Source organism: Faecalibacillus sp. H12 (assembly GCF_013361255.1).
Classification (GTDB): domain Bacteria; phylum Bacillota_I; class Bacilli_A; order Erysipelotrichales; family Coprobacillaceae; genus Faecalibacillus; species Faecalibacillus intestinalis.
The window spans coordinates 216,856-236,800 of record NZ_JABWDK010000001.1; the positions used below are offsets into that span (position 1 = coordinate 216,856).

Annotated in this window: 23 protein-coding genes; 20 read left to right on the forward strand and 3 right to left on the reverse strand. The window is 29.3% G+C overall.

Annotated elements, in window-relative coordinates; all coding sequences use genetic code 11:
* The first annotated feature begins 1 nt into the window (after position 1).
* From HUU89_RS01365 to HUU89_RS01455, 20 genes are all read left to right on the forward strand, one after another.
* The gene (locus HUU89_RS01365) at positions 2-2,251 is read left to right on the forward strand and encodes a hypothetical protein (protein ID WP_175300789.1); all 2,250 of its coding nucleotides are present in this window, start codon (positions 2-4) and stop codon (positions 2,249-2,251) included.
* A 6-nt stretch (positions 2,252-2,257) separates the two neighbouring features.
* Positions 2,258-3,331: a hypothetical protein gene (locus HUU89_RS01370; protein WP_175300790.1), complete on the forward strand. Its 1,074-nt coding sequence runs from the start codon at positions 2,258-2,260 to the stop codon at positions 3,329-3,331.
* A 3-nt stretch (positions 3,332-3,334) separates the two neighbouring features.
* Complete coding sequence (locus tag HUU89_RS01375; protein ID WP_175300791.1) at positions 3,335-3,973, forward strand: hypothetical protein; 639 nt, start codon at positions 3,335-3,337, stop codon at positions 3,971-3,973.
* 10 nt (positions 3,974-3,983) lie between these two features.
* Positions 3,984-5,387, forward strand: coding sequence for a DUF859 family phage minor structural protein (locus HUU89_RS01380; protein WP_175300792.1), 1,404 nt, complete (start codon positions 3,984-3,986; stop codon positions 5,385-5,387).
* A gap of 128 nt (positions 5,388-5,515) precedes the next feature.
* Positions 5,516-5,929, forward strand: a complete 414-nt coding sequence (locus HUU89_RS01385) for a hypothetical protein (RefSeq protein ID WP_175300622.1) — start codon at positions 5,516-5,518, stop codon at positions 5,927-5,929.
* An 18-nt stretch (positions 5,930-5,947) separates the two neighbouring features.
* Positions 5,948-6,346, forward strand: coding sequence for a hypothetical protein (locus HUU89_RS01390; protein WP_175300793.1), 399 nt, complete (start codon positions 5,948-5,950; stop codon positions 6,344-6,346).
* An 18-nt stretch (positions 6,347-6,364) separates the two neighbouring features.
* Positions 6,365-6,745, forward strand: a complete 381-nt coding sequence (locus tag HUU89_RS01395) for a hypothetical protein (RefSeq protein WP_175300623.1) — start codon at positions 6,365-6,367, stop codon at positions 6,743-6,745.
* 16 nt (positions 6,746-6,761) lie between these two features.
* Entirely contained in the window at positions 6,762-7,013 is a 252-nt protein-coding gene (locus HUU89_RS01400; protein WP_175300794.1) for a hypothetical protein, read from the forward strand.
* 12 nt (positions 7,014-7,025) lie between these two features.
* Positions 7,026-7,442, forward strand: a complete 417-nt coding sequence (locus HUU89_RS01405; RefSeq protein ID WP_175300795.1) for a holin family protein — start codon at positions 7,026-7,028, stop codon at positions 7,440-7,442.
* A gap of 47 nt (positions 7,443-7,489) precedes the next feature.
* Positions 7,490-7,930 carry a crAss001_48 related protein gene (locus HUU89_RS14615; RefSeq protein WP_217498390.1) on the forward strand — a complete coding sequence of 147 codons (441 nt, stop codon included), beginning with the start codon at positions 7,490-7,492 and terminating at the stop codon, positions 7,928-7,930.
* 13 nt (positions 7,931-7,943) lie between these two features.
* On the forward strand, positions 7,944-8,669 hold the full coding sequence (locus HUU89_RS01415) for an N-acetylmuramoyl-L-alanine amidase (RefSeq protein WP_175300796.1): 726 nt from the start codon (positions 7,944-7,946) through the stop codon (positions 8,667-8,669).
* Between the two features lie 372 nt (positions 8,670-9,041).
* Complete coding sequence (locus HUU89_RS01420) at positions 9,042-9,497, forward strand: Panacea domain-containing protein (protein ID WP_175300797.1); 456 nt, start codon at positions 9,042-9,044, stop codon at positions 9,495-9,497.
* Entirely contained in the window at positions 9,497-9,967 is a 471-nt protein-coding gene (locus HUU89_RS01425; protein ID WP_175300798.1) for a hypothetical protein, read from the forward strand. The genes HUU89_RS01420 and HUU89_RS01425 overlap by 1 nt, the downstream gene beginning before the upstream one ends.
* A 434-nt stretch (positions 9,968-10,401) precedes the next feature.
* Positions 10,402-11,331 carry an Rpn family recombination-promoting nuclease/putative transposase gene (locus HUU89_RS01430; protein ID WP_175300799.1) on the forward strand — a complete coding sequence of 310 codons (930 nt, stop codon included), beginning with the start codon at positions 10,402-10,404 and terminating at the stop codon, positions 11,329-11,331.
* A gap of 380 nt (positions 11,332-11,711) precedes the next feature.
* Entirely contained in the window at positions 11,712-12,221 is a 510-nt protein-coding gene (locus HUU89_RS01435) for a nitroreductase family protein (RefSeq protein ID WP_175300800.1), read from the forward strand.
* A 159-nt stretch (positions 12,222-12,380) separates the two neighbouring features.
* Positions 12,381-12,503, forward strand: coding sequence for a hypothetical protein (locus tag HUU89_RS15245; protein ID WP_317992314.1), 123 nt, complete (start codon positions 12,381-12,383; stop codon positions 12,501-12,503).
* 273 nt (positions 12,504-12,776) lie between these two features.
* Positions 12,777-13,250 carry an LURP-one-related/scramblase family protein gene (locus HUU89_RS01440; protein ID WP_032091335.1) on the forward strand — a complete coding sequence of 158 codons (474 nt, stop codon included), beginning with the start codon at positions 12,777-12,779 and terminating at the stop codon, positions 13,248-13,250.
* Positions 13,251-13,369: 119 nt separating this feature from the next.
* On the forward strand, positions 13,370-15,259 hold the full coding sequence (gene htpG, locus HUU89_RS01445; RefSeq protein WP_022001736.1) for a molecular chaperone HtpG: 1,890 nt from the start codon (positions 13,370-13,372) through the stop codon (positions 15,257-15,259).
* A gap of 53 nt (positions 15,260-15,312) precedes the next feature.
* On the forward strand, positions 15,313-15,849 hold the full coding sequence (locus HUU89_RS01450) for a nitroreductase family protein (protein WP_175300801.1): 537 nt from the start codon (positions 15,313-15,315) through the stop codon (positions 15,847-15,849).
* The gene (locus HUU89_RS01455; protein WP_032091332.1) at positions 15,849-16,115 is read left to right on the forward strand and encodes a hypothetical protein; all 267 of its coding nucleotides are present in this window, start codon (positions 15,849-15,851) and stop codon (positions 16,113-16,115) included. The genes HUU89_RS01450 and HUU89_RS01455 overlap by 1 nt, the downstream gene beginning before the upstream one ends.
* Positions 16,116-16,143: 28 nt before the next feature.
* Here the strand turns inward: HUU89_RS01455 and HUU89_RS01460 are convergent, their stop codons facing one another.
* From HUU89_RS01460 to HUU89_RS01470, 3 genes are all read right to left on the reverse strand, one after another.
* Positions 16,144-17,148 (reverse strand): DUF2812 domain-containing protein, encoded by a 1,005-nt coding sequence (locus tag HUU89_RS01460; protein ID WP_175300802.1) that lies wholly within the window; start codon positions 17,146-17,148, stop codon positions 16,144-16,146.
* Positions 17,149-17,202: 54 nt separating this feature from the next.
* Positions 17,203-18,876, reverse strand: coding sequence for a Na/Pi cotransporter family protein (locus tag HUU89_RS01465; RefSeq protein WP_119363229.1), 1,674 nt, complete (start codon positions 18,874-18,876; stop codon positions 17,203-17,205).
* Between the two features lie 79 nt (positions 18,877-18,955).
* A complete protein-coding gene (locus HUU89_RS01470) occupies positions 18,956-19,903 on the reverse strand; it encodes a Na/Pi cotransporter family protein (protein ID WP_175300803.1) in 948 nt (315 codons plus the stop codon).
* Positions 19,904-19,945: the final 42 nt, after the last annotated feature.

Consider the following 19,945-nt stretch of genomic DNA (forward strand, 5'->3'; position numbering starts at 1 on the left):
AATGCTTATTAAATATGGAGATTTGGATGTAACCCATCGTTTATTGGAATATAAAGTATCTGTTGCCTTTGCAAAGGGATATCTTATCGGGAATGTTCCTACAATGCAGTTGAATCTTAAATTCGATAACTACGATGGCATCCTTGATGATTTGGATATAACCAAGTATTGGGAAGTACAGGAAAATGACAATAGCGATGTAAGATATTTCAAAGTATATGATCAACCTGAAAAATATACAAAGTCATTGAGTTTGAAACTATATGATGATAACTATGAATTGGATGTTCCTTATGCAACTCAATTATCTTATCCAGTAACAATTAAAGACCAGTTATATGAAATAGAAACGCTAACTGGTTTTTCTATTGTAAGAACCAATATTCCTGCGTATGTCTTAGAAAAAGAGGTTTCCTGGTACGATAACACAATTGTCATTAGAAACTACTTAGGATGGATTGCTGAGCTTTTTGGAGCAAATGTATTTGCAAGTGGTAAAAGCTCTCTTGAATTTGTTCAAGTAACTAAGGATGTGTTTGCTAAAACAGATACGTTAACAAACTATGAAAAAAATGAATTGTACTGCGTGTCTAGAATTTATTATGAAAATGGGTTAAATCCATTAGAAAAAGGAGATACAACGGGTAATACCATATTTCTAGATTCTAATAATTTATACTTAACAGATGAACAAAATTTGATTGATAAACTATATGATCAATTAAATGGATTAACATTTTATTCAACAAAAAGCATATCAATGATTTCAATAGATAACTTGTTACCAGGATGTTTAGTAAATTATAATGATGAATTCAATTTTATGGTTACTGATTTGTCTATCACATATAAAGGTGGAGAATTTTCTATAAGTGAAGTTGATGGAAATACTCCAACAAAAAACGAAGAACGTGTTATTAAGAAAATTACCAATTCAACAAGAATTAGAAAATTACAGATAACTCAGGACCAAGAAAAATTAAAATTAGATATTGTTGCTAAAGAGCAAGAAGATCTAAATACAAAAATGGGTGAGTTATCATTATCAAATGAAGAAATCAAAACAAAGATTAATGAAATAGAATCCAAAATAGATGATTTGGATGTTTCATTGATTACTGTTAATCTTGTACCTAGTGCAACTATACTTAATAGTTATAATCAAAGTATTAAAATTGCATGTCATGTTATGAATTCTAATGAAGATGTTACTGAAAATTATAATGATCTAAGTTTTCAATGGTATTTAAATGATAAAAAATACAAAACAGGTAAATTTATCACATTAACTCCTGATGATATTAATATGTCAGTTAATGTCAAGTGTGTATTTACATTGGACAATATTCAATTTGATACAGGATACACAACAATAGTTGATGAAAGTGATGCAGTTCATTTAGGAAATAGTTTTCTAGACGTTACTAATACTACATTAACTCAAAAATTAAATGACAACGGAACTTACATTCCTGATTGGACCATTACACCAGCAATCATTACACCTTGTATTATGGACGGTAATGTAATTATAGAATTAAGTAATTGTACGATTGGTTATAAAAAAATAATCAATAGTAAGGAAGTCGACATAGACAGTAGTTATGAGATCGTAAAAGATGGTATTTTATCAGTTAATAAAAATATTATGACAAACAAATTGCCTAATGTAACATACGTTTGTGATGTTGCATATAAAGGTACTTCGATTAGATTATATGTAAATTTTTCATTAGCTGAACAAGGAGTAGGAATTCAAAATATTACAACCTATTATTTAGCATCAAGTAAAAGTAAAGATATAAGAGTAGACAGTGAGGGATGGACAACATCTATTCAAACTATCAATGCAAATAATAAATATCTATGGACATATTCAGTTACAAATTATACTGATGGTTCATCAAAAACAAGTGAACCACTTATAATGGGAACTTATGGTGATGATGCAATAACTCTATATATTGAATCCTCAAATGGAAATACATTCAAAAATAGTGATATTGCAACTATATTGACAGTTCATATTTATGTCGGTGCTGAAAGAATTGAAAGTGCTGAACAATTGGAAAAAAGATTTGGCAAAAATGCATATCTTCAATGGCATGTAAAGAAATTTGGAGAAAAAGAATTCTCACCTATAGATATTGAAGATACAAGAATAAATGATAAAGGATTTATATTTACTATAAGTCCAAGAGATATAAATAAGAAAGCAGTTTTCAACTGTGAATTAAATTTGGAGGAATAAAAGAATATGGCAATCAAAGCAAGTAATCAAGTAGATTTATTAGATATGACGGATGGGTATACCGTTGTATTGACAAATGATAACTATACATTTTTAGGAACTACTACTGCTGTTAATGGAACTCAAACAACAAGCACACAAGTAATGGCTTTGCAAGGTTCTGAAACAGTACCCGCTAAAATAGGTACAATTACATGCCCAACAGGTATTAGTGCTGTTAGTGATGGAAAGACTCCAATGCCTACTATCACAATTACTGCAACCAGTGCATTAACAAAAACAGGTAGTTTCACTATACCAGTAACTGTTAATGAGGGAACGGTAAATGAAGTAACTATTAACAAAGTATTTTCTTATTCTATTGCTTTTAAAGGAAATCAAGGAATTCAAGGTACAAGTGTTAAAATCTCATCTAAATCAATTCAATATGTCGGTTCTTCAAGTGGTACAACAACACCAACTAGTGGATGGCAAGATACTATTCCATCAGTTAGCGCAGGAAACTACTTATGGACAAAAACAACAGTAACTTATAGTGATGGTACTTCTACAGTATCTTATTCAGTCGCTAGACAAGGCGCTAATGGTTCATCACCTACAGTATCTAAAACAGTTACTGAATACGTTCAATCAACAAGCGGAACAACAACACCAACTAGTGGATGGTCTACAACTCCACCAACAGCAACTGCTGGGCAATATATTTGGACAAGAGTAACAGTGACTTATAGTGATGGTAAGACAGCTGTTAGCTATACTGTATCTAAAAATGGTGCTAACGGGGCAAAAGGTGATAAAGGAGATAAAGGGGAAACAGGTGCTAAAGGTGATGATGCAATCTATATGAATATTACTTCGTCTAATGGAAATGTATTTAAAAATACCGCAATTGCCACAACTTTAACTGCACATGTTTATAAAGGCGCTACAGAATTAACTGGCGCTGCTATTACAGCTTTAGGAACTATCAAATGGTATAAAGATGGTGGAACAACTTCTATTGCAACTGGTCAAGCATTTACTGTCAGTGCAGGTGATGTAACAAATAAAGCAACTTATACTGCTCAATTAGAGGGATGATATATGGCAGTTAAATCTAGTGCAATTCTAACATTGATTAGAATTGATGATGCAAGCATTAGAAGTGCAACTGCACCTAGTGATACTACAAAGTTGTGGTTTGATACAACTACACAAACTTTAAAGAGATATGACAGTTCAAGTGGTACTTGGGAAATTGTTAACGATTATGCTGATGATATGAACAATATGAGACAAGAAATATCTGTTGAATATAACTCAGCGATAACTCAATTAAAAAACTCATTAACATCATTAGTAGAAGAACTGCAAACAACAACTACTAATAATACAACATCTATCAATAGTCTTAGTTCTCAAATTATTCAAAATGCCAGTTCAATTCAGTTGGTTACGAATAACGTTAATTCTATTACTGATAAATTAACGGGAGTGGCTACAAAAGAAGAAATTTCTCAATGGGCTAAGTTTGAAGAAGGAATATTAAAATTAGGATCTAGCAATAGTCCTTTTGATGTAAGACTGTCCAATACGGAACTTGGATTTTACGAAAATGATAAAAGAATTGCTTATCTTTCAAACCAACAATTGAACATATCACAAGCAGTTGTAATGAAACAAATCAACCTGGGTACTTTTCAAATTATCTATGATGAAGATTTAGGATTGTTAATTTTGTAGGAGGTAATATATGGCAACATTTGGAACCACTAATAAATATATAAATTACAGTGTTAATTCGCAGGAACTGTCATATGACATCAATTCTAACACATCAGTTGTTCGTGTTTGGATTGATGTATGGCGTACAAATACAGGATATACGACATATGGTAATGGTACAGTATATGCTCGTATAAATGGAACAGTATATAGTGCTGGAATAGGTACTGGCCAAAAAATTACTTCCAGTGCAATTCGATTAGGAACTTGGGATGTAACTGTAGGACATAATAGTGATGGTTCAAAGTCAATCGGTGTAAGTGGTTGGATTAGTCATGATAGATTCAGTTCAAGTGAAAATGGATATACACATACATTAACCACTATTCCTCGACAAGCCAATATAACCGATTCACCAACAACTTTCAAAGATACTGATAATCCTTGGTTCAAATACAGTAATCCAGGTAACTTCAATATGGAATGTTGGTTGGAACCAAATCCTAATGGAGAACATTACGCTAAAAGGACATTAAGTGGTACGAGTGGTACGTTTACATGGGAACTTACTAATGATGAAAGAAAACAGTTAAGAGAAGCATGTAAGGGCAAAACATGCACTATTCGTATAGGACTATATTCAAATAACTGTTCCTGGGCAAGTTATCACGATAGAACATATCAGATGACAAACGCTGAACCAACTATAAATAGTGTTGTAACAAGTATTATTGATCCCTTTGGAAGTCTATGTTTACAAAATAGATCCAATATTAAATTTACTATTTCAGCAACAGCTAAATATGGAGCAACAATTACTAATTATGCGGTTAGTGGTAATAACTTTAGCTATGCAGGAAGTAAAAATACGTGTCAAACTTCAAATATCAGGGATAGTGGAAGCTTAAAATATACAGTCACAGTTACTGACAGTAGAGGGTTTACAGCTTCTACAACAAAAACAATCAATGTTACTGGGTATTCCTATCCAACTATTTCTATGGAGGCGTTTAGAAGTAATTCAAGCGGTACAAAGGATGTATCCAGTGGCACTTATATTTGTGTCAAACCAGTATTTACGTATTCAGCAATAACTGGCAATTCAATAGCAAGCAAAGCTATTAAAATAAATAACATTTCTAAAAGTACAAGCTTTTCAAGTGAAGGAAGTTATGTATTTAGTGGTTATTCATTAAACGATTCTTATGATGTAGTGTGCACTGTAACAGATTCCGTTGGAAACAGTGCAAGTATAACAGCCACAATCACAGGTGCTAAAATACCTTTTAATATATCGAAGAATAAAGATGCTATAGGATTGGGAACAGTAGCTAAATATGAGGGTTACATCAATATTGGCTATGGATTTTGCAACGAGAATGGAGAACAGTTGTTTATGTTTGGAGTAACTGATAATTATGATGATGATTAAGGAGGAAAAATCTATTATGCAAGAATTTAAAATCTTCGGGGGGGGGTGCGATATTTACTATTTAAATATTGCATTTCCAAAGAAAGAAGGTGCGCTAATTTAATTAGTGGACCAAGTGGTGATTGTGTATGAAATTTCTAAAACCACCAAAGAATATGTTCTTGAGAAAAAAGGATGTGTACTTTAAATATTCTATCGAAGAACAATGGACTGGTGAATATTGGTTGGATGGAAAGAAAATATATAGCAAAGTTATACAATCAACAGGTGTATTATCTTCTGCTGGTGTAGTTAATATTAAGCATGATATTGTTAATTTAAATGAATTTATTGATTATGAAGTTTTTATTCAAGGTGATAATACATTTTACAAACTACCAGTAGTTTATTATTCTAATGCGACATCAGGGACTTTTTATGATATGTTTGCAAGAATAAACGAAACAAGTCTTCAAATAATTAATAATAGTGTCGGCTGGAACAAATACGCAGTAACTGCTATTATATATTATACAAAAAACACATATCACGATTTTGACTAATTAAATTTAGCAGTAAAAATGAGTTTCATAAAACTTTTTGGAAATAAAATTAGAGCAAAGGATGTTGTAAATAAAACAGGTGTAGATCTTTTGATATGGAAAGAAACAAAGAAAGGTGCAAGGTTTGGCCAAACAATAAATTTAATAGACGGAGCTACGGAATATTTATTTTTATGCCACATGGCTCCAGGTACTGATGGATCATTAACATATCCTTTTTATATACCAGCATTCCTTTGCTCAAATATTGCAACTAATAATTTAACTTTTAGATTTGGAGGATATTTAACAAGTGGTGTAAGTCATGGAATGACTATAATGTTTGACAAAACAAGTAACTATTTTAAGTTGTCGGATTGGTATTATGGAAGTTCACCTAAAAACACCACATATACAGTTGATATCTATTATCGCTAATAGTAAATATCAAAACAAATGAAATTTATTAAGTTTTTTGGAAACAAAGTTAGAAAGAAAGATGTTTATTTCAAGTATTCTACTGAAGAACAGTTTACGGGTGAATACTGGATAGACGGAAAAAAAATATATTGTAAAGTTATATCCGTAAGTGGCTTCACTAAAGATAAATATGTAGCACATAATATATCTAATTTAAAACGAGTGTTGAGTTGTGACCTTTTTGTAATGTTTGCTGATAATACAAACCATATGATGCCACGTGCTCATATGGATAATGATCATGATGGTATTTCTATTCAAGTCAATAAAACTAATTTGATATTACAAGTTGGTACATCAAATGGTTTTGCGGATACAACAGGTTATGCAATATTAAAATATATCAAAACAACTTAAAAAAAGGAGACAAAATATGGATAACAAAACAAACGTATATACATTAGATGTAAGTGAAAAAACATTTAATGATGTACAAGCTAATAAATTCTATATTACTGATACAAAGAATTTAAAAGCAGGAGATTATATATTATTTAGAGTAGTTGTTAAAGATGAACAACAAAATGATAGTTATACTGGAGCAAATGTAATGTTAACCGTTAGTACAATTAATGATACATTTGTAGGTTTAGAAAAAGGATACAGTGTTGTATTTCTTAAGTAGAAGGTGAGGAAAATGAATAATATGGAAAAAGCATTCAACACAGCAGTAGCTATCTTAGCTACTTTTTTTACGTATCTATTTGGTGGCTGGGATTTAGCTTTAAAGATTTTAATTACATTCATGGTGTTAGATTATATGACAGGTGTAATTTATGCTTATGTAATTAAAACACTTAATAGTGAGGTCGGCTTTAGAGGATTAATTAAAAAATGCATGATTCTAGCCGTTCTTATTGTAGGAGTGGAATTAGATCGTATGCTTGGAAATGGTGGCACTTGGGTATTTAGAACTCTTGTAGCGTATTTCTATATTGCGAATGAAGGAATTAGCCTATTAGAAAACATTTCTAATCTAGGTGTTCCAATTCCAAATAAAATCAAAACTGCGTTAGAACAGTTAAACAATGATGAAGATCAAGAGAAAGAGTAGTCGAAAAGGGCTACTCTTTTAATTTAAATAACGAAGGAGAATAGAAAATGAAAAAATATGTTGGAGTTAAATTAATTGAAGCAAAACCAATGACAAGAGGAGATTATAACAACTATCGTGGATGGACTATTCCAAAAGATGAAGATCCAAAAGATGAAGGATATTTAGTTAAATATTCTAACGATTATGAAAGCTGGTCTCCTAAAAATCCATTTGATGAATCATATAGAGAATATGATGCAAATGCATTACCTCAAACTGCTTTAGGAATGATTAGTAGAGATTATAAAGAGAGATTTAAAGCTGAATACGAACAACTTGTTATTAGATATAACGGCTTAAATAGAATGATTGAAAATTGGGATAGAGGTTGTTTATCTTTTAAACCAACATGCCCTAGAAGCACATATGATTTACAATTAAAAACTATGAGAGATTATATTGCTGTTTTAGAAGCTAGGGCAGTTATGGAAAATGTTGAATTATAGGAGGAAATAAAAAATGAATATTATTGAAAAAACATATAACTGGAAAGGTAGTTTAAAAAATAGAACTTCAACAAAGAGAATCATCTTACACCACGCTGAATCAAAATCATGTACTGCAGATGATATTCATAGCTGGCATTTAGCAAATGGATGGGCAGGTATTGGGTATCATTTCTTTGTAAGAAAAGATGGATCTATTTATAGAGGTAGACCTGAAGGTGTTGTTGGATCACACGCTAAAGGTTCTAATAGTGATTCTATTGGTATTTGTTTTGAAGGTTCATACATGACAGAAACAATGAATCAAACTCAAATCAATGCTGGTAGAGAATTAGTAGCTTATTTAAAAAATAAGTATGGTATTTCTAAAGTCCAAAAACATAAAGATGTATGTTCTACTAATTGTCCAGGAACAAATTTTCCTTTTAATGAAATTGTAAATGGAACTGTTGCTCCAAAACCTACACCATCACCAACTCCTGCAGCTAAACCATCTACAAGTGGGAAAGCAATTGGAACATATGAAGTTACAGCTAGTGATCTATCAGTTAGAACTGGTCCTGGTACTAATTATCGTAGAAAAAGACATGATGAATTAACAGCTGATGGTAAAAAACATGATAAAGACAAAGATGGATGTTTAGATAAAGGAACACGAGTAACAGTATATGAATGGAAAAATGGGTGGGCAAGAACGCCTAGTGGATGGTTATCAGGAGACTATTTAAGAAAAGTTTAATTTATTGTATAATATATATGCACATTTGTTGTATTAGTTAATAAAAAAAGTGAAATGTAATATTATCTATTCTTCGAAAAAATCTACAACCTTATTTATTAACTAATAATTGCATGAAAAGACCTACTCATAAATTTGGGTAGGTTCTTTTTTTATTTTTAATGTATTTTTTATGGAAAAATAGCATATAAATAAAATAGTGAATTTTAACACAATATAGAGTGTTTTATAACAATATGAAGAGGTATAAAGGAGTATAAAAGGTTTCTAAACGAGAAAAATATTGCCAAATTGTGAATAGCCTTGATATAATAACGTTGAAAATGTGAATAACTTAATGTTTATGTGAATTGTTGTATGGAGGGAAAAATTATGAAAGGAAAGTATTCTGCTTTGACAGTAGCAAAGTGGTTTTTGTGGTACAATGACAAAATCCTAGAAGAGGAAGATGCTGATTTGATATCTAATTTAAAATTGCAAAAATTATTGTATTATGCTCAAGGATGTTATTTAGCATTAAAAAACGAACCATTATTTAATGAACAAATTGTAAATTGGGCACATGGTCCTGTTGTAGAAGAAATCTACCATAAATATAAAAATAACGGATCAAATGGAATAGAATATCAAGGAGATTATGATAGTTCTATTGACAAGGATACAACCGCAATTTTAGAAGAAGTGTATGATATTTTTGGAAAGTATTCTGCATGGGGATTAAGAAACATGACACATCAAGAAGACCCTTGGTTAAAAACACAAAGAAACGAAGTAATTCCTTTACATTTAATAAAAGAATATTTTGAAGAAACATATATTACTGATTGATGGCTAAATTAAAACGAAAGCAAGAAAATAATAAATTATCTAAATTAGACGTGAAAATGAAATGTTTATTCATGAATGAACATGATACGATATTATTTTCTTTTAAGTATCTTACAAATCAAGATAATTATAATTTAAAAGGATTTAAAGGAAGCAGGAATTTTAGAGACGATATAGATGTTTTAAATGCGTTTCATGATTGTTTAAATAGAATGAGTATTGATGGGTGGGAATCCTTGAGAAGTAAGAATAAATTTCAAGGTGGAAGAGAATTGCTAGATTACTCACAAATCAATTTTAATGCACTAGATCCTCAAAATGAATTAAACCTTACTAGAGATACTAAAGTATGGGTTATTAGATTTGGAGGAAATAAATATCGCTTGATTGGATATAGAAGTAAGAAATGTAAGGCTATATTTCATATTTTTGGTATAGATCATGACTTTTCTGCTTACAAACACGGTTAATATTAATGTACATAAAACCTACTCAATTTTGAGTAGGTTCTTTTTTGTTTTTGTGGACGACAAATGGACGAATGAAGCTAAAAAACAGTAAAAAATCAATAGAAATTATATAGAATTGTATATAAATAAATGAGTATTTATAAGGGTTTATAGAAAACTATAGTATAGGGGATAATTGGTGCTGATTTAGACTAGTAATATGTATTTTAGCCTGTTGACAAAATCATTTGTTGACAGGCTTTTATTGTATAAGAAACAATTATTTTTTGGATAATCCGTCCATTAAAAGAAGAAAAAAGGAAAGATAAAATAATAAAAAAGGGAATATTTTTGAATTAAATTTGAGACAAAATAGAGAAGGATATATGATACAATTTATTTGTAACAAATCTAGATAAGTTACCTCAAATCAAAAAGAAAGCAGGTAATAATAATTGATCCTAACAAATAACTTAACACCTGATAGTGCCTGTCGTACCTTCTTAAGTAATGATATCAGTTTTGTTTCTTTTTCCAATGCCATCTTGTTTGATGGCAAACAAGTCATTCATCCTGAAAGACTTGTACGTTATGAAAATGATATGTCACTTATTATTGATGATACAAAAAGTGCAGAAGATAAAAAAAGAAGAAGGGACATTGACGTAAAAACGGATATCAATGGTGTCTATTGTCTTCTTAGTATTGAACATCAAAGTACGATTGATAAGAACATGGTGATACGATGTGGCAACTATGAAATGATGGAGTATTTAAAACAGTTAAAAAACAAAAAGATTAAAGGATTAGTTCCTCAAGTTATGATCGTTTTTTATACGGGAGATAAGAAATGGAATGCCCCAGTAAAACTAAGTAATTATTTTGATATACCAGAAGAATTAAAAGCATATATAAATGAATGGAAATTTATATTTGTTGATGTCAAAGAAATAGATACCAGTAAGATCAAAGATGAACAAACAAGATATTTTATAGAAGCCATCCAAGAGATGTATAAAGGAAACTATGAGGGATTACATCGAAGAATAAAGATGAATAGAGATAACTTTATTTATGCAGCCATCATTACAGGAAGTTTAGATTTAATTAGAGACTTACCAGAAGGAGATGAAATCGATATGTGTGAGGGAATGGAAAGAATGGCAGAAGGATTTAGAAATGAAAGATGTCTTGTTGGAAGAAGTGAAGGAAAACTCGAAGAAAAAAGAAGTACACTAAAAAAGCAATTAGAAATCAAACTAGGAACTATTTCAAATAATCTAGAATTAAAACTAACAAGTGCAACATTAGAAAAACTAAATATATTAACACGTAATATATTTAATATTACAAATGAAGAGGACGTTTTAAGAATTATTAATTAATAAGTTAATATTTAAGCAAGAAAAAGCAAGTCAAATAAAATGGCTTGCTTTGACTGTTGAAAAAATAAAAATCAACAGTTTTTTCTTTTGTTAAGTTGAAATATATACTATTATATATGTCGTGGATGACTTCGTTCCAATTACGTAAAATTTGAAGCTCCACGGCTTTTTATATAGAAATTAAATCAATAAAAAGTAAGAACATGATTAAGAAGATAAAGAAGAGAGTTTGAAAGCAAAAAAATTCTTAAAGTTATTTAATAACCTTTTTTCTATAGAAAACATCAAGTATTTGAGAATTTTTTTTACAACATTATGCTCAAATATTTAATATATTTATTAGAAAATAAAAAAATCATAAAAAAGATAGGAGATATATTATGGAATTTAAAGATGTTATTCAAAACAGATATTCATGTAAAGATTTTTCTACACAACAAATAGAAAAAGAAAAATTAATGGGAATATTGAAAGCAGGAAGAGTTGCTCCAACGGCTAAAAACTTGCAAGAACAAAAAATCTATGTTGTTCAATCAAAAGAATATTTAGATAAAATAGATGCATGTACACCTTGTCGTTATCATGCACCTACTGTTTTAGTTGTAGCTTATGATAAAAACAACGTTTTTGATTATCCAGGTAATGAAAGAAATTCAGGAATTGAAGATGCTACCATTGTAGCCACCCATTTAATGTTAGCTGCTTATAATGCAGAAATTGATAGTTGTTGGATCAATTTCTTTAATCCTCAAGAAATGAAAAAAACTTTAGATTTACCTGAAAATGAAGAAGTTGTTATGATGTTGGATTTAGGATATGGAAATCAAAAAGAACCACTTCCTAATCATCATTTAAAAAAAGAATTGGCTGAAACAGTTAAATACTTATAATTTTTATAACAAAATAATCTTTGCTTGTTTTGTTATTTTTTTGTTACAATTAGGGTAAGAGGTGAGCTAGATGAAGCTGTTATTTAAACAACAACCATCTTTTATTTTTCGCTTTTATGTAACAAATCAAAATAATGAATGGTTATATATTATAAAAAAATGGCAATTATGTATCAACTTTATATATATGATGCTCATGAAAATATTGTTGCTAAGATTGAAGAAGATCCTAAATCAGCTGTTTTTTTATTTATAAAAATGAGGAATATATTTGTGCTGTAGAAAAAGGGTTTTCTTATTTTATTCCTTATTTTTTAGTGGATTATCGAAAATGGAATGTTGGTGGAGAATATGTTGAATATAATTATGAAATAAAAGATGAAAATGATTATCTTATTGGAAGAATTGAAAAAAGATCATAAAATATTTTAGATACATATGATATTTCAGTTGATTTAAAGGAAGATATTTTAGATTTCGTCATTTTAACAACCGTAATAGATATTGAAAAAGCAAGAAGAAATAGACATTATTAAAATAATTGGAGGGAATCTTATGAAACTATTATTTAAACAGCGTATTTTTTCATGGCTAGACAGTTATGATATATATGATGAAAAGGGGGAAACTGTCTATACAGTGAAAGGACAACTCAGTTTTGGACATAAACTTTTTATTTATAATAAGTATGGTGAACATATTGGTACGATCAAAGAAGAAATATTAACGTTTTTACCACGTTTTGCTTTATATGAAAATGATGAATATATTGGTAAAATTACCAAAGAGTTTACTTTCTTTAAACCTAAATTTATTTTAGATTATAAAGATTGGCAAATAGAAGGAAATTTTTGGGAATGGGATTATCAGATCGTGGATTATTCAGGAAATATTATTGGTTTAATTAATAAAGAAATCTTTCATATGAGTGATACATATTCTTTAACAATAGAACATGACGAAGATGCCTTTTATGTTTTGATGATTGTTCTTGCGATAGATGCTCAAAAATGTAGTCAAAATAAATGATTGTAAGTCAATCATTTTATTTTCTCAAAAAATTAGCACTCTGTGCTTGACTATGCTAAAACAAAGTAATATACTATCTTTAGCATTTAAATAGCAGGAGTGCTAAAGGAGGATATATTATGGCAGAAAAAAAACAATTTAAAGCAGAATCGAAAAGATTATTAGACTTAATGATTAATTCTATATATACACATAAGGAAATCTTTTTAAGAGAATTGATTTCTAATGCAAGTGATGCAACAGATAAACTTTATTATAAAGCATTAACAGAAAATATTTCTGAAATCAATAAAAGTGATCTTACAATTGATTTAGCTTTTGATAAAGAAAATAGAACATTGACTGTTACTGATCATGGTATTGGAATGAATAAAGAAGAACTAGAAGAACATTTAGGTACGATTGCTAATAGTGGTTCTTTCAAATTTAAAAATGAAACTGAAAGTGATGATATTGATATCATCGGGCAATTTGGAGTTGGTTTCTATTCAGCATTTATGGTTGCTAAAAAAGTAGAAGTTTCTTCAAGAGCTTATGGTAGTGATCAAGGATATACATGGGTATCTGAAGCAAGTGATGGTTATGAAATCTTTGAAACAGATAACTTACCAACAGGAACAACAATTAAACTTTATTTAAAAGATAATACAGAAGAAGAAAATTATGATGATTATTTAGATCAATATCATATCGAATCTTTAGTTAAAAAATATTCTGATTATGTACATTATCCAATTAAAATGGATGTGACAACATCTAAGAAAAAAGAAGATAGTGATGAATATGAAGATGTTGTTGAAAATAAAACATTAAATTCAATGGTTCCTTTATGGAAAAGAAATAAAAAAGATATTAAAGATGAAGAATATAATGAATTCTATAAAGATAAATTCAATGATTTCTCTGATCCAATGAAAGTTATTCATACATCTGTAGAAGGAAATGTTTCTTATGATGCATTATTGTTTATTCCAAGTCAACCACCAATGAATTTCTATTCAAATGATTATGAAAAAGGATTACAACTTTATAGTCGAGGTGTCTTTATCATGGATAAAGCAAGTGATTTAATTCCAGAACACTTTAGATTTGTTAAAGGGTTAGTTGATTCACAAGATTTATCATTAAATATTTCAAGAGAAATGTTACAACATGACCGTCAATTAAAAGTCATCGCTGATCGTATTGAAAAGAAAATCCAAAGTGAACTTACAAATATGTTGAAAAAAGATCGTGAAACATATGAAAAATTCTTTAAAAACTTTGGTTTACAATTAAAATTTGGTATTTATCAAAGCTATGGAATGTTAAAAGATAAATTACAAGATTTACTTTTATTCTACTCTGGTAAAGAAGAAAAAATGATTACTTTAAAAGAATATGTTGAAAACATGAAAGAAGGACAAACAGAAATTTACTTTGCAAGTGGTGAAACAAAAGAAAAGATTTCTCATTTACCACAAGTAGAAGCTGTTAGAGATCGTGACTTTGATGTTTTATACATGATGGATAATGTTGATGAATTCATGATTCAAATGATGAGAGATTATGATTCTAAAGCTTTCAAAAACGTTGCTCAAGGTGATTTAAACTTAGATAGTGAAGAAGAAAAGAAAGAATTAGAAAAAATCAATGAAGATAATAAATCATTATTAGAATCATTAAAAGAAGCTTTAAAAGATAAAGTAGTGGATGTTAAAGTATCAAATAGATTAAAATCTCATCCAGTATGTTTAGTATCTGATCAAGGTGTATCTTTTGAAATGGAAAAAGTATTAAATGCAATGCCTGATGGTCAAGATGTTAAAGCAGGTAGAATTCTTGAAATCAATCCAAATCATGATATTTTCAAGGCAATTCAAAATGTTTATCAAAATAATGCAGATAAGATCAATGATTATGCTTCATTGTTATTCGATCAAGCATTATTGATTGAAGGATTATCTATTGAAGATCCAGTGGCTTTTTCAAATAAGATTTGTGAGCTTATGATTGAATTAAATAAGTAAGGCTATCATTCGATAGTCTTTTCTTTTATAATAAAAGCAGGAGAGTGAAAATTATGGAGTTACAAAATGTTTTACAACAAAGAAGAAGTATTCGTAAATATAAACAACAACCTGTAGAAAAAGAAAAAATTGAAGAAATGATTCAAGCAGCTATCTATTCAGAAAGTTGGAAAAATAGTCAAACCTCACGATATCATGTTATTCAATCAAAAGAAATGTTGGAACAATTTAAGAAAAAATGTTTACCTGAATTTAATCAAAAAAATATAGCTGATGCACCTGTTTTAATTGTGACAACATTTGTTAAAGATCGTGCAGGTTTTCAAAGAAACGGAAGTCCTGACAACGAATTACAAAATGGTTGGGGTGTTTATGATTGTGGACTAGCTAATCAAAACTTAATTCTTAAAGCAACTGAACTTGGTTTAGGAACACTTGTTATGGGAATTAGAGATGAAAGAGCGATTCGTGAACTTTTAGAAATACCTGTACAAGAAACGATTGTTTCTGTCATAGGTGTGGGTTATCCAAATATTGAACCAAGTATGCCAAAAAGAAAAACAATAGAAGAAGTGAGTTCGTTTTATTAATGAAGAAATTACTGTATAAAATTTGCAAACCACATCATAAATATAAAATCAATTTGGTTGATGTTTTATTGCTTATTGAACCGGTGGTGATGAATACGTCTTATTTTATGGTTGGAAGAATCTTTTTGCTTATGGCGTTAGTTCTTAACTATTTAGCACACTATCTTTGTCATGATGATTATAGCGAATTTGAAAGACGTGTCCTTGTTTCAACAATGATTATTATTGCTTTACTTCTTATCTATCTTATTATTACAGGTAAATAAAAAATCCACTTTGGGGTGGATTTTTTGTTTATTTATAAAACTCAATAATATTTTGATAATCATTTTTTAAACTAAAGTTTGCAGAAACAAAATAGAAATGATTTTCTTTTTTATACAGTAAAGTATCATACGATGTATCAAGTTTAAAGAGATAAGTGTTTTTATCGATTTTAATAACAGGAACATCATCATACGTTTTTAAATAACGTTCAAAGAAAGTGTTTGTTTTGTCAGTTGATTTAAAACAATAATCTTTACTATACATGAGATCACCTTGGTTGTTTTCTTCAAAATAAGAAGTAGATTCAACAATAAAACTTTTAGTATATTTGTAGTTTGGATATTTTTTTAAATTTGTTTCTTTATCAAATGTTTGCAAGGTTAAAATATTTTGATTTAAAGGAATATCTTTTCTATCAGTAATATCTAAAATACATCCAAGTATAGCCACTACACAAGTAACTATAGTCATAGCGTAGAAGATATGTTTAATAATCTTTCCAAAGCTTTTTTGACAGGCTAAAACAATTTTATAAAGGCAACGAATAAGAATTGTCGCAAATAGAAGAAGAGGTAAGTAATGAATTAAAATACTTCCATTTGTAAGAAATTCTTGAATCTGATTTTTTTGTAAAACAAGCTGTGCGACAAAAAAAGAAAAGAAAATCCATAAAACAAAATAAGTGGTTGCAGAGATTTTACGAGTACTTAAGTATTCATCAATTGCTTTTTGTCTTTCTTTAGGTAAAGCACGTTTATTATCTGTTGTAAAAATAATAAATTTTCCTATTTTACCATAATAATCAAACATTTGTTTTTCATATTCATTAATAAAATCATGTAATGCTTTTCTTTTAGGGGTTGCCGGTTTTTTGATTAGTAAATCTACATGGAAGTAATAGTGTTTCTCATTTTTTTCAAAACGGCTGATTTTACCTAAAGAAGTAGGATTGTAACCTTGTTTAGATAACTCATTCAAGGTGTTTTCTAATTGTTTATATTCAGTTATATCATAATCTAATAATTTATACATATGTGACTCCTTTGACTGTTACATCATAACAAAAATAGTCATGGAAATCCATGACTATTGATTAAATGCAGAATCAACTTCATAATCAGGTTTGAAGTTTTCTTCTTCTAACATATAAGATTCAGCTATGTTTTGGCAATGATCACCAATACGCTCTAAGTTGGATAAGATATCAACGTATGTAGAATTGACAATAACTGATTTTTCAGTTTTATTAGTAACACGTTGAATATGTCTTTGTTTTGCTTTTTTATTATAATAATCTAAATTACTTTCATGATCATCAACATAAATAATATCATCTAAATCATGTTTATCAAAAGCCACCATTGCATGATTCAACATTTCAATATCCATATTGATCATGGCGATAATGTCATCTTTAGCTTCTGATGAAAAATCATCTTTTTCATCATAAACAGCTTCAAAGAATTGAGTTAAGTTAATACATAAATCACCGACACGTTCTAAATCTTTAATTGATTTCATATCAGCAAAATATTCTTTTGAATCATGATCGTTTAATTGTTCATGTGAAATAAGTAATAAATATTCAGCAATCTTTTTATCTAATAAGTTGATTGCATTTTCTAATTCTTCGACTGCTTCTTTAGCAGTAGAACTTTTAGAAATAAAATATTCTCTAACATTTTCACAAGCTTCAACAGTAATAGCTCCCATTTCTAAAATCTTGTTTTTAGCGATAGCTAAAGCATGAGAAGGGAACAATTGAACCACATGAGGATCTAATTCTGATAAATCCATTTGTAATTCTTTTGAATGATTTGGAATAATTTTTTTAATAATAACAACAATCTTATTAATAAATGGAAAGAACAAGATGGTTGTTACTATGTTAAAGATACCATGAGCTACTGCAAGTTGTAATTCAGGAGACATTGTACTTACTGAATTAATATATTGAATCAACATGGTAAATGGTGATAAAACAATCATAAATAGAACAGAACCAATGACGTTAAATAAAACGTGGAAGAATGCTGCTCTTTTAGCGGGAATAGATCCACCAATAGAGGCAAGAACAGCTGTAATTGTCGTTCCAATATTTGATCCAAATAAAAATGGTAAAGCAATATTTAAACCAATAGCACCGGCACCATACATTTGTTGAACAATTGCAATCGTTGCAGCTGATGATTGAATCGCACATGTAAGAATTGTTCCACCAAGTAAACCAAGCCAAGGGCTCTTCATTAAAAATTCGGTAATTTGTGTAAATTCTGGAACTTCAGAAATCATTGATAAATTGTTTCCCATTAAATCAAGTCCATAGAATAAACAACCAAATCCAAAAATAATTTGTGATAAATATTTTGTTTTTTTGTTTTTAGAAAACATTGAAACAAACGCACCAATAATAATGAAATAAACCGCATATTTAGAAATCTTTAAACCAACTAAAACAGAAGTAATAACTGTTCCAATATTGGCCCCCATAATAATTCCTACTGCTTGATTTAAATTCATTAAACCAGAACGAATCAATCCAATTGTAAGGGCTGTTGTTCCTGAACTTGATTGAATTAAACACGTAACTAAAGCCCCAATTAAAATTCCTTTTACAGGACTTGAGGTGTATTTATCAATAATGTCCTTTAATTTATCTCCGGCATAACTTTTTAAACCATCACCCATATAATCGATACCAAATAAAAATAAACCAAGCCCTGCCAGAATTAAAGGCCAGTTGATATCTGCTAATGTCATAAAATCACACTCCTATACATCTCATTTTAAAGGAATGTTAATTTTGTGTAAAGATTATGTTAAGTTTCTTTACAAAACCTTAACAATTCTTTTTGAAACAACTTTCAATCAATGCAATTATATGCTTATAAAAAGGAAAAATAAGGAGTGTAGTAACAATATTGAAGAAGCCATGAATAAAAGCGAGTTGCAGACGAGGTGAAATAGGAATATAAAAGTGAAATGTTAAAAAAAGATGATAAAAAGGAGTCAGGAAAATCATGAAAAAAGTTGTTCCAATTACATTAAATAAAAAATGAAAGAAGGCAGCTTTTTTGGCAGAAGAATTGGTTTTAAGGGCAGAAAGAAAAGCGGTAATGGTTGTACCGATATTACAACCAAAGATATAAGGAATAGAAACATAAAGGGAAATGGCTTTTAAATGATACATTTGTTGGACAATAGCAATTATCGCACTTGATGATTGAATAAGAGCAGTGGTGATGGCTCCACCAAGCATGGCTAAAATAGGATGATTTGTAAAAAGTGTTACTAATTTCATAAATTCAGGAAGTTTAGTAATAGCTTCAAGATGCATTGACATAAGTTCTAATCCATAAAATAAACAGCCAAGCCCAAAAAGAATTTGTGCAAGGCCTTTTATTTTAGGATGATTAGAAAATAATAAACAAAAAGCACCAATAATTAAAAAGAAAGAAGCATATTGAAAAAGATCAAAACCTACAATAAAAGCGGTTATGGTTGTGCCAATATTGGCTCCCATAATAATCCCAATACTTTGTGAAAAGGTCATGAGATTTGCATTAATTAAACTGACGGTTAAAGCAGTTGTGGCAGAACTTGATTGAATAATACAAGTTATAAAACAACCAATTAGAATAGCCTTAAAAGTAGAAGAAGTACATTTAGCAAGAAGATTTTTTAAACGGGTTGGTGAAAGTTCTTGTAAAGAAAGAGAAAGATAGTCGATACCAAATAAAAAAAGTGCCAGACCGATTAGAATAGAAGTCCAAGAAACGTGGTTCATGAAAAAGCCTCCTTTTTCATATTTTAAAAATAATCATTTTTA